This is a genomic window from Faecalibacterium sp. BIOML-A1 (assembly GCF_009679715.1).
Classification (GTDB): Bacteria; Bacillota; Clostridia; order Oscillospirales; family Ruminococcaceae; genus Faecalibacterium; species Faecalibacterium taiwanense.
Window position 1 is genome coordinate 54026 of sequence record NZ_WKZJ01000002.1, and the last position, 11644, is coordinate 65669.

General features: G+C 58.1%; 12 protein-coding genes and 1 riboswitch. Of the genes, 8 read left to right on the top strand and 4 right to left on the bottom strand.

What is annotated here, in order from left to right:
- Positions 1-138: 138 nt before the first annotated feature.
- Entirely contained in the window at positions 139-375 is a 237-nt protein-coding gene (locus GKG36_RS02510) for a hypothetical protein (RefSeq protein WP_154256027.1), read from the bottom strand.
- 187 nt (positions 376-562) lie between these two features.
- Positions 563-670: riboswitch (TPP riboswitch) on the top strand.
- A gap of 292 nt (positions 671-962) precedes the next feature.
- On the opposite strand from GKG36_RS02510, the gene thiW reads away from it, so the two are divergent.
- From thiW to GKG36_RS02535, 6 genes are all read left to right on the top strand, one after another.
- The gene (gene thiW, locus GKG36_RS02515; protein WP_118528981.1) at positions 963-1478 is read left to right on the top strand and encodes an energy coupling factor transporter S component ThiW; all 516 of its coding nucleotides are present in this window, start codon (positions 963-965) and stop codon (positions 1476-1478) included.
- 15 nt (positions 1479-1493) lie between these two features.
- Entirely contained in the window at positions 1494-2315 is an 822-nt protein-coding gene (gene thiM, locus GKG36_RS02520) for a hydroxyethylthiazole kinase (RefSeq protein ID WP_154258961.1), read from the top strand.
- Positions 2302-2937 (top strand): thiamine phosphate synthase, encoded by a 636-nt coding sequence (gene thiE, locus GKG36_RS02525; RefSeq protein WP_097775043.1) that lies wholly within the window; start codon positions 2302-2304, stop codon positions 2935-2937. Before thiM ends, thiE begins: the two co-directional genes overlap by 14 nt.
- 202 nt (positions 2938-3139) lie before the next feature.
- On the top strand, positions 3140-4450 hold the full coding sequence (gene thiC / locus GKG36_RS02530; protein WP_044953845.1) for a phosphomethylpyrimidine synthase ThiC: 1311 nt from the start codon (positions 3140-3142) through the stop codon (positions 4448-4450).
- Positions 4451-4704: 254 nt separating this feature from the next.
- The gene (locus GKG36_RS14545; RefSeq protein WP_165852596.1) at positions 4705-4842 is read left to right on the top strand and encodes a hypothetical protein; all 138 of its coding nucleotides are present in this window, start codon (positions 4705-4707) and stop codon (positions 4840-4842) included.
- A 233-nt stretch (positions 4843-5075) separates the two neighbouring features.
- A complete protein-coding gene (locus GKG36_RS02535) occupies positions 5076-6461 on the top strand; it encodes an alanine/glycine:cation symporter family protein (protein ID WP_005943194.1) in 1386 nt (461 codons plus the stop codon).
- A gap of 52 nt (positions 6462-6513) precedes the next feature.
- Here the strand turns inward: GKG36_RS02535 and brnQ are convergent, their stop codons facing one another.
- The gene (gene brnQ, locus GKG36_RS02540; RefSeq protein ID WP_154258963.1) at positions 6514-7794 is read right to left on the bottom strand and encodes a branched-chain amino acid transport system II carrier protein; all 1281 of its coding nucleotides are present in this window, start codon (positions 7792-7794) and stop codon (positions 6514-6516) included.
- 597 nt (positions 7795-8391) lie between these two features.
- Between brnQ and GKG36_RS02545 the strand changes: the two genes are divergently transcribed.
- Both GKG36_RS02545 and GKG36_RS02550 read left to right on the top strand, forming a co-directional pair.
- Positions 8392-9159 (top strand): ABC transporter permease subunit, encoded by a 768-nt coding sequence (locus GKG36_RS02545; RefSeq protein ID WP_154258965.1) that lies wholly within the window; start codon positions 8392-8394, stop codon positions 9157-9159.
- Positions 9153-9728 (top strand): ATP-binding cassette domain-containing protein, encoded by a 576-nt coding sequence (locus GKG36_RS02550; RefSeq protein WP_097781505.1) that lies wholly within the window; start codon positions 9153-9155, stop codon positions 9726-9728. The genes GKG36_RS02545 and GKG36_RS02550 overlap by 7 nt, the downstream gene beginning before the upstream one ends.
- A gap of 112 nt (positions 9729-9840) precedes the next feature.
- Here the strand turns inward: GKG36_RS02550 and GKG36_RS02555 are convergent, their stop codons facing one another.
- A complete protein-coding gene (locus GKG36_RS02555; RefSeq protein WP_173012865.1) occupies positions 9841-10599 on the bottom strand; it encodes a M23 family metallopeptidase in 759 nt (252 codons plus the stop codon).
- Between the two features lie 329 nt (positions 10600-10928).
- A complete protein-coding gene (locus GKG36_RS02560) occupies positions 10929-11639 on the bottom strand; it encodes a Bax inhibitor-1/YccA family protein (RefSeq protein ID WP_097775049.1) in 711 nt (236 codons plus the stop codon).
- Positions 11640-11644: the final 5 nt, after the last annotated feature.

Below are 11644 nucleotides of genomic sequence, written 5' to 3' on the forward strand. Positions count from 1 at the left end.
ACCCGGAACCCTTTTTGAGCCGTTTTGGCCGAGAAAAGGTTCCGGGTTTTGTTCATGATTTTTTCAGAGAGCTATTTTGCAACAGCCCCATTTTCACGGAAAAGGTCCGAACCGAGCACGGCATCCACACTGCCGGCATCAGGCTGCGGGGAACGTCTTGTTCCACACTTCGATCACCTTGAACTTCGGGGTCCAGCCTTCGGGCTCAAAGCGGTCGCCCTTGGCACCCATGGTGCCCTGCTCGGTGCACCACTGTGCGGCCTTGGCCATATCAGGGTCGGTCACATCCGCAAAGGCGGGTGCGCACACGCTCAGCACCATGCACAGCGCCACGAGGGCTGAGAGCAGCCTTTGGGTCAGGGTCGTCTGCTTCATATGGAATTCCTCCTTTTTGCTTACGGGGGGGGGTATGTGTCCATCTTGAAAATACCATATTTCACCTTCTTTTTCAATAAAACCTGCGTGAAACGCCCCAAAAACTGCGTGAAAAACGTTTTGCACCGCTGTGCGCGCCTTTGCCCCCTCTTGCAATTTGTGCGCAAAGGGTGTAGAATACAGTCACAATCAAATACAGGGGAGCTTGTAAAGCAGGCTGAGAGGAAGTACCCAAACTTCGACCCTTTTACCTGATGCGGATAATGCCGCCGTAGGAAGTCAGAATGGATGATTTTTTGCAGGAGGCACCGCGGAAGGTGTCTCCTGTTTTTTTTGTTGTGTACCTATTACCATTAAGGAGGATGCCTTGTACTTTTCTGCGGAAGTGCCGCAGCGGGCTGAGGGGGAGCGCCCTGAGCTTTGTGACCGTCAGCGATGGGAAGCCGTGTTCCGGCGTGAGAGGAGACCAGAAAGTCTCGACCGCTTCTTATAGTTCCTGCGCCGGGTCTGGCACCGGGTGCGGGCTGTTTGCGGAGGCGCTGTATGGTTTTTGCTGCTTCCGCAGGTTTGGAAAGGAGCCTTGCCTTATGAAAAAACTCTCTGTGAAAAAGCTGGCGTTGGCCGGCATGCTGTGCGCTCTGTGCGTGGTGGGCAGCGTATTCAGCTTCCCCATGTTCGGCAGCAAATGTGCACCCATCCAGCATATGGTCAATGTGACCTGCGCGGTGCTGCTTGGCCCGTGGTGGGGCGTGGGCGTGGCCTTTGTGGCCTCGCTGCTGCGCAATCTGCTGGGTCTGGGCAGCCTGATGGCCTTCCCCGGCAGCATGTTCGGCGCACTGCTGTGCGGCCTTGTGTACCATAAGACCAAAAACATCCTTGCCACCATGGTGGGCGAGGTGTTCGGCACCAGCATTCTGGGCGGCCTGTGCGCTTACCCGGTGGCCATCTTCCTCATGGGCAAGAGCGCCGGCGACATCGCGTTCTATGCCTACATCGTGCCGTTCCTCATCTCCACTGCAGTGGGTTCCATCATTGCGGGCGTGCTGGTGTACAGCCTGCAGCGCTCCGGCGCACTGCGCTCCATGCAGAACAGTCTTTCCTGACGGAGGGGCACCCGAATGTTCAAAACAGAGTTTGAAAATGTCCGCCGCACCTGCCCGCTCATCCATAACATTACCAACTACGTCACCGTGAACGACTGCGCCAACATGGTGCTGGCCTGCGGTGCTTCGCCCATCATGGCCGACGATGCCGCCGAGGTGGAGGACATCACCACCATCTGCGGCGGTCTGAACATCAACATCGGCACCCTGAACAGCCGCACCATCACCAGCATGCTGCTGGCGGGCAAAAAGGCAAACCAGCTGGGACATCCTGTGGTGCTGGACCCGGTGGGTGCGGGTGCATCCCGCCTGCGCACCGACACGGCTTTCCGCCTGCTCCGGGACGTAAAGTTCACCGTGATCCGCGGCAACATCTCGGAGATCAAAACGCTGGCCTCCGGCGCGGGAACCACCAAGGGCGTGGATGCCGATGTGGCCGATAAAGTTACTGAGGCCAATCTGGACAGTGCCGTGGCCTTTGCCAAGGCCTTTGCAGCCCAGACGGGTGCCGTTATTGCCATTACCGGTGCCATCGACATCGTGGCCGATGCCGAAAAAGCCTACTGCATCCGCAACGGCAATGCCATGATGAGCAGCATCACCGGTACGGGCTGCCAGCTTTCGGCCCTGACGGCGGCGTTCGTTACCGCCAACCCCGGCCATCCGCTGGAAGCCGCTGCAGCTGCAGTGTGCGCCATGGGCCTTGCGGGCGAGACCGCCCACAAGCGCCTGACCCCGCTGGACGGCAACTCCACCTACCGCAATTATATCATCGATGCCATTTACAATATGACCCCGGATCAGCTGGAAGAAGGAGCAAACTATGAAGTGCGATAAGCAGAACATGCTTCTGTATGCCGTCACCGACCGCGCATGGGTGGGAAAGCAGACCCTCTATGAACAGGTGGAGAGCGCCCTGAAGGGCGGTGTCACCTGTGTGCAGCTGCGTGAAAAAGAGCTGGACGACGAAGCCTTTCTGAAAGAGGCTGTGGAGATCCATGCTCTGTGCCAGCGCTACGGCGTGCCGTTCTTTGTGAACGACAATGTGGACATTGCCATCCGCTGCCATGCCGAAGGTGTGCATGTGGGGCAGGAGGATATGGCCGCAGCGCAGGTGCGCGCCCGTGTGGGCGAGGGAATGATGATCGGCGTTTCCGTCCACAGTGTGGAGGAAGCACGGGAAGCCGTCAAGCATGGCGCAGACTGCCTTGGCGTGGGCGCGGCCTTTGCCACCCACACCAAGACCGATGTGGATGTTCTGCCCCACGAGACCCTGAAGGCCATCTGTGATGCCGTGGACATCCCGGTGGTGGCCATTGGCGGCATCCACAAGGAGAACATCCTGCAGCTCAAGGGCACCGGTGTGGATGGCGTGGCCCTTGTGAGCGCCATCTTTGCAGCAGACGACATCGAGACCGAGTGCAAAGAGTTGAAAGCCCTGTCGGAGCAGATCATCTGACCGATCCTGCGGCAAACCGGGGACACCACCTTGGGCCGCGTTATAAAATTCATGGAGAAAACCAACATGAAAAGCGTATTTTGCGCAGGTGCCGGCATCCAGAACGTTCTGTTTTTTCTGAATGACGGCTGCCTTTCCCTACCCTTGTATGACCAGCACCCTGCTGTTCAGAGATAAACTGTCATTTGGAGGAACAGAGCGTATGCAGACTTATACTACCCAGATGGATGCTGCCCGCAAGGGCATCATCACGCCGCAGATGGAGATCGTGGCTAAAAAAGAGTATCGCACCACCGAGGAGATCCGCCAGTGGGTGGCCGAGGGCAAGGTAGCCATCCCGGCCAACAAGCACCACGAGTGTTTGAACCCCGAGGGTGTCGGCTCCATGCTGCGCACCAAGATCAACGTGAACCTTGGTGTCTCCCGCGACTGCAAGGACTACAACGTGGAGATGCAGAAGGTGATGAGCGCCGTCAACATGGGCGCCGAAGCCATTATGGATCTGTCCAGCCACGGCAACACCCAGCCCTTCCGCCAGAAGCTGACCCACGAGTGCCCGGTGATGATCGGCACCGTGCCGGTGTACGATTCGGTCATCCACTACCAGCGCGATCTGGCTGAGCTGACCGCACAGGACTTCATCGATGTGGTGCGCCTGCATGCAGAGGACGGTGTGGACTTTGTCACCCTGCACTGCGGCATCACCCGCAAGACCATCGAGCAGATCCGCAAGCACAAGCGCAAGATGAACATTGTCAGCCGCGGCGGCTCTCTGGTGTTTGCATGGATGAGCATGACCGGCAACGAGAACCCCTTCTACGAGCACTTTGACGAGATCTGCGAGATCTGCGCCGAGCACGATGTGACCATCTCGCTGGGCGATGCCTGCCGTCCCGGCTGTCTGGCTGACGCCACCGATGTGTGCCAGATCGAGGAGCTGGTGCGTCTGGGCGAGTTGACCAAGCGCGCATGGGCACACAACGTGCAGGTGATGGTGGAAGGCCCCGGCCATGTGCCCCTGAATCAGGTGGCTGCCAACATGGAGGTGCAGAAGAGCATCTGCATGGGCGCACCCTTCTATGTGCTGGGACCCCTCGTCACCGATATCGCCCCCGGTTACGACCACATCACCGCTGCCATCGGCGGCGCTGTGGCTGCCGCCAGCGGTGCAGCTTTCCTGTGCTATGTGACCCCCGCCGAGCATCTGGCTCTGCCCAACGTGGACGATGTGAAGCAGGGCATCGTGGCCTCCAAGATCGCTGCCCACGCCGCCGATATCGCCAAGGGCATCCCCCACGCCCGGGACATCGACGATAAGATGGGCGATGCCCGCCGTGTGCTGGACTGGGATGCACAGTTCGCCTGTGCACTGGACCCGGAGACCGCAAAGGCCATCCGCGATGCCCGCCTGCCGGAGGACGACCACAGCGACACCTGCAGCATGTGCGGCAAATTCTGTGCCGTGCGCAGCATGAACAAGGCGCTGGCCGGTGAGTACATCGACATTCTGTAAAAATCTTCTGTTTTACGCGCAGCAGCGCGCATCTTCCTCCGCCGCCCGGTATGACCGCCGGGCGGCTTTTGTTGTAATTCCCAAAAGATTGTGTTAAAATAACAATAAGGCGCTGATTGCAAAATTGGTGGTCATGCTTTCTATCCCGTATCGCTGGTTTTTCTATTTCTACATAGAACAAGCAGAGGTCCGGGAGGAAACTTTTTTTGAAAGTACCCTGCCCGGAGCCTTGAAGGCGAAGGGAGGGATATCGAATGAATCTGCTGGAGACTCTCGCATTGCTCACGTTCATTCTCGCGTTGTTGAGCTTGGTCGTGGATGTGATCCGTCTGACCGTTGAGGTCATGGCAAAGTTTTCCCAGATGAAAAGCGATGATAACAAAAAAGATTGACCGCCTCACAGTTCCCCAACTCGAGCGGTCAATCTTTTTGACTAACGGGATGGAGAGCTGACCTTTGCAGTCAGCGCCCCTTCTGTTTGTAGTATAATCGAAGCTATGTGATTTGTCAAGTTATCCTGTTCCATCGATTATTTCTATCAATATTTTAGATTTTACAATTCTTCTGTACTGTACTATAATGAAGTTATCGTCTTCATTCCATTGATCTACAGGAGGAATCTGCCTTGCTGGTAAATCTTATCGAATCCGTCTATCGCCTGCTGTGGGGCGATCTATTCACCATCCCGCTGGGCGGCGGCATCGGCATTTCCTTCATGGTGGTGCTGCTGTTCACGGCGGGCATCTGGTTCACCTGCCGCACCCGTCTTTTGCCGGTGCGGTTGTTCCGGGATATGATCGCCGCCGTGTGCGAGAAAAAGCAGGGCAGGGACGGCCTTTCCTCCTTCCAGACGCTGGTCATTTCCACCGCTACCCGCGTGGGCATGGGCAATCTGGTGGGCGTGGTGGCCGCTGTTTCTGCAGGCGGTGCCGGTGCGGTGTTCTGGATGTGGGTCACTGCCATTCTGGGTGCGTCCACCTCCTTTATCGAATCCACCCTTGCCCAGAAATACCGCCAGCCCGACCCGCTGTACGGCGGCTGGCGCGGCGGACCGGCCTACTATCTGCATGTGCTGGCGGAGCGCAGGCGCGGCAAAAAGCTCAAACGCTCTGTGGTAGCGGCGCTGTTTGCGGTGTCTGGTCTCATCTGCTGGTGCGGCATCAGTCAGGTAATCTCTAACTCGGTCAGTTCCGCGTTTGAAAATGCGTTCCATATTCCGCCGCTTACTACCACACTGGTGCTCACGGCCATTGCGGCGGTGATCGTGCTGCGCAAGAATGCCACCGTGAAAAGTCTGGACGTGATGGTGCCCATCATGGCGGTGTGCTATTTTGTCATCACCGTGGGCATCGTGCTGTTCAACCTGCCCAAGCTCCCGGCGGTGTTCGGGCGCATCTTTGCGGAAGCATTCGGTCTGCGGCAGGCCGTGGCTGGCGGCTTTGGTGCTGTGCTGATGAACGGTGTCAAGCGCGGCCTGTTCTCCAACGAAGCGGGCAGCGGTTCGGCACCCTGTGCAGCTGCCGCCGCAGAGTGCGACGATCCGGTCAAGATGGGCTTTGTGCAGGCGCTGGGCGTACTGATCGATACTGTGGTGATCTGCAGCTGCACGGCTTTTTTGATGCTGCTGGTGCCGCAGGAGATCACAGAAGGACTTGCGGGCATGGACCTTTTGCAGACTGCCCTGCAGTACCATCTGGGCGGCTTTGGTGTCGTGTTCATTGCGGCCACGCTGGCGCTGTTCAGCTTTTCCACCTTTCTGGGCGTTTTGTACTATGCCCGCGGCAATGTGGCCTATCTGTGCGGCGACAACTGGTGGAGCCAGACCGTGTATAAGCTGATCGCGTTGGCCATGCTGGTGATCGGCGGTATGCAGGCCTACACGGTGGTGTGGGATCTGGGCGACGTGGGCATTGGCCTGATGACCATTTTCAACATGATAGCCTTGGTGCCCATGGCAAAGGAAGCGCTTGCCGCCCTGAACGACTACGAAAAACGCAAAAAACTGCAGTAAATAGCAAAGGCCCGGCTCCCTGTAACATGGGAACCGGGCCTTTCAGGTTATTTTATTGCAGATCAGATTTGTTTAAAAGCAGCCCGCCTGCAAGCCCGGCCAGCGCAGGCAGCACCCAGCCAAAGCCCATGCTGCCCAGCGGCAGAGCGTTGGCGGCGGCAGATACTGCCCCCAGCGGCAGCGCAGCGGCGATGCTCTGCAGGGCGGTCAGGCCCATGCACAGCGGATACACCGCCCGGTGCTTTTCAAGGCCCGGCATAAAGGAAAGCAGGATCAGCACGATGGCTGCGGGATAAATGGCGTTCAGCACCGGAGTGGACAGCCGGATGATGGCAGCAAGGCCGAGGTTCGATACCAGCATACTGGCCACAGCAAAAAAAGCTGCGATGGCAGGGTAGGGGATGCGGGGCAGAAGCTGATGAAAATACTGCCCCACACAGGCGATCAGGCCCACGCAGGTGTTGAAGCATGCGATCACAAAAATGGCCGCAATAAGCACAAGGCCCGCCCGGCCGAACAGTGTTTGTGCCAGAGCGGTGAGCACCTCGGCACCGGTGGCAAGGCCCGGATACACCGTGCCGGTCTCGGCCCCGGCGTGGCCCAGCATGGCGTAGACCACCAGCATCAGCCCGCCTGCAATAAAACCGGCCCGGATGGTGCCGCCCTCCACGGCATGGCTTTCTGTGACACCCCGGGCGCGGATGTTCAGGGCAATGACCGCGCCAAAATTCAGCCCGGCCAGCGTGTCCATGGTCTGGTAGCCGTACAGGATGCCCTGCACAGCGGGCAGGGCTGCGTACTCTGCGCTGGGTGTGCCGTAGTGTGCCGCCAGCGGATGGATGAGACACCCGGCAAACAGCACCACGATGAGCACGATCAGGCAGGGGCAGAGGATGCGGCCCAGCCAGTCGGTAAGCTTTTCTGGCCGCAGCGCCACCAGAAAGGCCGCTGCAAAAAAAAGCACCGAGTAGGCCAGCTGCAGCCCGGTACCGCCGCCTATCAGCGGCACCAGCATCTGGAAGGAGGTACTGGCGGTGCGGGGGATGGCAAGGCAGGGCCCGATGGAAAGATACACCAGAATGGTGAACACCATGGCGAACACCGGATGCACCCGGCCGGCAAGCTTATCCAGACCACCTGCCCGTGCCACAGCCACCACGCCCGCAATGGGCAGGCCGACGGCGCTGACGGCAAGGCCCGCAAAGGCAGGCCAGAGGCTGGTACCGGCCTGCGCGCCCAGATGCGGTGGGAAGATCAGATTGCCTGCACCAAAAAACATGGAAAACAGTGTAAAGCCGACCAGAAGCAGATTTTTGCCGGAAAGCTTCTGCATAGGACAGACACCTCATTTCTTTCCTGCATCAAAGATGACAGTGATTTATACAGTTCAGTTTATCGTTTTATGCATTTCATGTCAAGAAAGAAAAACATGAAGAAAAGTAATGACAGGCATGATAAGCTCTTATGCATCATGATGCATGGGTCATTGGCGTTTGGAAAGGAAAATGCTATACTATACAATATGGTACAAATATTGCAGCCAGCAAAGAAATATGTTAAACTAAAAGCACCGCCCATAAAGGCGGTGTAAAGGTGCTGTCTGCAAGTGCAGGTGGTCTAGCTCCCTTCGGCATAACGCGGAAGGGGACGAAAAATTTCTTTTGCCTCCCTAACGCGAAAGCGGAAAGGGGGGATGCTTCATGACGTTTGAACAGGTCGTATTGTTGCTTTCGCTGCTTGGCGGAGCGATTTATGTCACGTTCCAGATTACATGGACGATTTCCAACGGCAAAAAGAAATGACCGCCCCAGACTCCCAATCTCGTGCGGTCATTCTTTTTGATCTAGCCAGAGGGAGCTGACCATTGCGGGCAGCGCCTTTTCTATTTGTAGTATAGTGTTTTTTGAATGGATTGTCAAGGAAAATACCAATGAACCAACACAAACAACTTTTTGAGCGGCTGGCTGCTGCAGCCTTCTGGCTGGCGGTGTGGCAGTGCGCCGCCATGGCGGTGGGACAGGAGGTGTTCCTTGTTTCGCCGGTGCAGGCGGTGCGCACTCTTTTGCAGCTTTTGCCGCAGGCAGAGTTCTGGCAGCGGGTGGGTTTCAGCTCCGGGCGCATTCTGCTGGGTTTTGGGCTGGGCGTGGCCGTAAGCATCGTGCTGGCTGTGGCCGCACAGGCGTGGCACACGGCAGATGTGCTGCTTGCTCCGGTGCTGCAGCTGGTCAAAGCCACGCCGGTGGCAAGCTTTATCATTCTGGCGCTGGTGTGGGTGCGGGGGGCATCGCTTTCGGTGCTCATCAGCTTTTTAATGGTGCTGCCCGTGCTGTACGGTGCGGTGCGCACCGGCATCCAGAGCGCAGACCCACAGCTGTTGGAGATGACGAAGGTGTTTCGCCTTCCGCTGGGCCGACGGCTGCGGGCGGTGTGGCTGCCTGCGGTGCTGCCGGCCTTCCGGCAGGGATGCAGCGTGGCCCTTGGCATCTGCTGGAAGAGCGGTGTTGCCGCTGAGGTGATCGGCCTGCCCAATGGCAGCATCGGCGATGCACTCTACCGGGCCAAGATCACCCTTTCCACCGGAGAGCTGTTCGCATGGACGTTTGTGATCATCCTGCTCAGCGCCGGGTTTGAAAAGCTGTTCCTGCTGCTTCTGGACTGCGTGACCCGCGCCGTGACCGGGGAGGTGCCGCAATGCTGACCATCGAGCATCTGACAAAACAGTTCGGGGAGAAAACGCTGTTCCGGGATCTCTGCCTCACGGTGGAAGGCCCGGCGGTACTGTGGGCACCCAGCGGCTGGGGCAAGACCACATTGCTGCGCATCCTCATGGGGCTGGAAGAACCCACTTCTGGCATAGTACAGGGCGTTGGCCGGGTGGCAGCAGTGTTTCAGGAAGACCGGCTCTGCTCGCAGCTGACAGCTGTGCAGAACGTGACGCTGGTATTGCCCGGCAGTGCAGAACAATACAAGGAGCAAATCATAAAAGATTTTCAACAGTTTGGCATGGATGCTGCCGCACTGGCCCTGCCTGCAGCACGGCTTTCCGGCGGACAGAAGCGCCGCACGGCTCTGCTGCGGGCTTTGTGGGCCGCCAGCGATACGCTGCTGTTAGACGAACCCTTTACCGGCATGGACCCGGACACCCTTGCCGCTGCTGCGGCTCTGCTGCGGGAGCGCTGCGGAGAAAAGCCTGTCTTGCTGGCTACCCACGACCGCGAAGCCATCCGCCTTCTGGGCTGGCCGGTGGTTGAGCTGGAAAATGCCTGAGCCTGCATCTATCCTATAGAATGAAAAATCGGAAAGACCAGAACGGCCTTTCCGATTTTTTGCTGCTTGGAATATTTTACTGAAAAATACGCAGGGGATACGGCGAACTGCATCAGTTCAGCAGCTTTGCCGGGTCAAGGTACTGCTCACCCTGCAGTACTTCCAGATGGATATGCGTCTCCTCGGCGCATTCGTTGGGAATGCTGCCTGCACGGCCAAGTATCTGGCCCACACTCACTTCATCGCCGGTCTGCACCGTGGGGCCGGCAGTGCCGCACACCTGCCACAGGTGCCCGGCGCTGTCCTCGATGCACACCACACTGCCCCAGCGGCTATCGGTGTCCACGGCGGTCACCTTACCGGCGGCGGGAGCACACACCTGCGCATCCTGCGCACAGGCGTAGTCCACACCGTTGTGGGTGCGCCAGTCGCCAAGGGTGCTGCTGTACACCAGCTCATCGCCGCTGTAGGCGTTCAAGACCCTGCCCGAGACGGGCTGCGTGGAGGCAGGCGCAGCTGAACTGCTGGCAGGCGAGGATGCGCCCTGCAGTGCGGAGGGTTCGTGCACCAAACCAGAGCCAGACTGCGCCCCAGAAGAGGACGCAGAGGATGCGGGCTTGGGTACATTTGCCGCAGATTCTGCGGCGTCGGTCACGGGCTGCTGCCATACATCGTCCTCCTGTGGGTCAAGGGTGAGCTGCGGCTCCGGTGCAGGTTCTTCCTGCGGGGTCGTCAGGTCGTCGTAGCTCTTTTTCAGTTCATCCCGCACGGTGCGCACTGCCCACACGCCCGCCGCTGCGGCTGCGACGAGACAGGCCAGCAGTGCCAGTGTAAAGCCCCTGCTGCGCAAAAACTTTTTGATCTGCTCCATTGTCGTTACTCCCATCTGCTGCATTGTGTACGCATTGCTTCTGGGCTTAGTGTGGGACAGCAGGGCAGGTTTTATGCATTCTTTTATTTAAATGCCCTTCGCGTTGCTCTGGGCATATTTAGAGGAAATGATATTTTGTAATATAGCAGCCCAGCCAGACCTGCGGGTCTGGCTGGGCTGCACTTTCACAGGAAGGGCCGCAGCCGGAAAATGCATCTTCCCTCTGTGGCCTTCTGTGTTGATACCCAGAGCGAAGCGGAGGATATTCTAAATGATATTACCAAACAAAAAGGCCCTCCCTTTTCGGGAGAGCCTTTGCGGATCAAAAATCAGTTGCGGCGGCGGCTGTTCATGCCCAGCAGGCGCACAACATACAGGAAAATGTTGATGAAGTCCAGATACAACGTCAGTGCACCGTAAATGGAAGCCTTCTCGGCCAGCTCGCCGTCATAGGCGTAGTAGGAGAACATCTGGCTCAGTTTCTGGGTATCATAGGCGGTCAGCAGCATGAACACCACCAGACCGACAGCGCTGTACAGCACCGTAGTAAGGAAGCTCATGCCGAACAGCATGCCCACAAAGCCGGTGATGATGAGCGCGAACAGGCCCATCATCAGCTTGGGACCCCAGCCGGACAGATCCTTGTGGGTAGTAGTGCCGTAGACCGCCATCAGGCCGAAGTACAGCGAGGTGGCAAGGAAGGCCAGCACCAGGGTGCCCAGATCAAATATCAGGAAGTAGTAGCTCAGCACCATGCCGTTGAGCAGTGCATAGGCAAAGAAGGTGGCTCTTGCACCGCCCACCGACATGTTCTGCACGCGGGAGCTGAGCACATACACCAGCACCAGCTCTGCGATGGTGAACACCAGATACAGCGAGTTGACAACGTACAGCAGCGGGGTAGCGGCTGTAACGAACGCCGCGGCAAAGGTGATGAGCAGGCCTACCGCCATCCAGCGATAGGTGCGGTTCATATAGTCAGCCGAGGTCATGGCAGGCTCCGTGTAGCCTCGATCGTAACCATTGTAATTGTAATCCATATGGG

Bases quoted from the DNA above. Each gene is read 5' to 3' on its own strand.
- GKG36_RS02510 (WP_154256027.1), bottom strand. From the start codon at position 375: ATGAAGCAGACGACCCTGACCCAAAGGCTGCTCTCAGCCCTCGTGGCG.
- thiW (WP_118528981.1), top strand. From the start codon at position 963: ATGAAAAAACTCTCTGTGAAAAAGCTGGCGTTGGCCGGCATGCTGTGC.
- thiM (WP_154258961.1), top strand. From the start codon at position 1,494: ATGTTCAAAACAGAGTTTGAAAATGTCCGCCGCACCTGCCCGCTCATC.
- thiE (WP_097775043.1), top strand. From the start codon at position 2,302: ATGAAGTGCGATAAGCAGAACATGCTTCTGTATGCCGTCACCGACCGC.
- thiC (WP_044953845.1), top strand. From the start codon at position 3,140: ATGCAGACTTATACTACCCAGATGGATGCTGCCCGCAAGGGCATCATC.
- GKG36_RS14545 (WP_165852596.1), top strand. From the start codon at position 4,705: ATGAATCTGCTGGAGACTCTCGCATTGCTCACGTTCATTCTCGCGTTG.
- brnQ (WP_154258963.1), bottom strand. From the start codon at position 7,794: ATGCAGAAGCTTTCCGGCAAAAATCTGCTTCTGGTCGGCTTTACACTG.
- GKG36_RS02545 (WP_154258965.1), top strand. From the start codon at position 8,392: ATGAACCAACACAAACAACTTTTTGAGCGGCTGGCTGCTGCAGCCTTC.
- GKG36_RS02550 (WP_097781505.1), top strand. From the start codon at position 9,153: ATGCTGACCATCGAGCATCTGACAAAACAGTTCGGGGAGAAAACGCTG.
- GKG36_RS02555 (WP_173012865.1), bottom strand. From the start codon at position 10,599: ATGGAGCAGATCAAAAAGTTTTTGCGCAGCAGGGGCTTTACACTGGCA.
- GKG36_RS02560 (WP_097775049.1), bottom strand. From the start codon at position 11,639: ATGGATTACAATTACAATGGTTACGATCGAGGCTACACGGAGCCTGCC.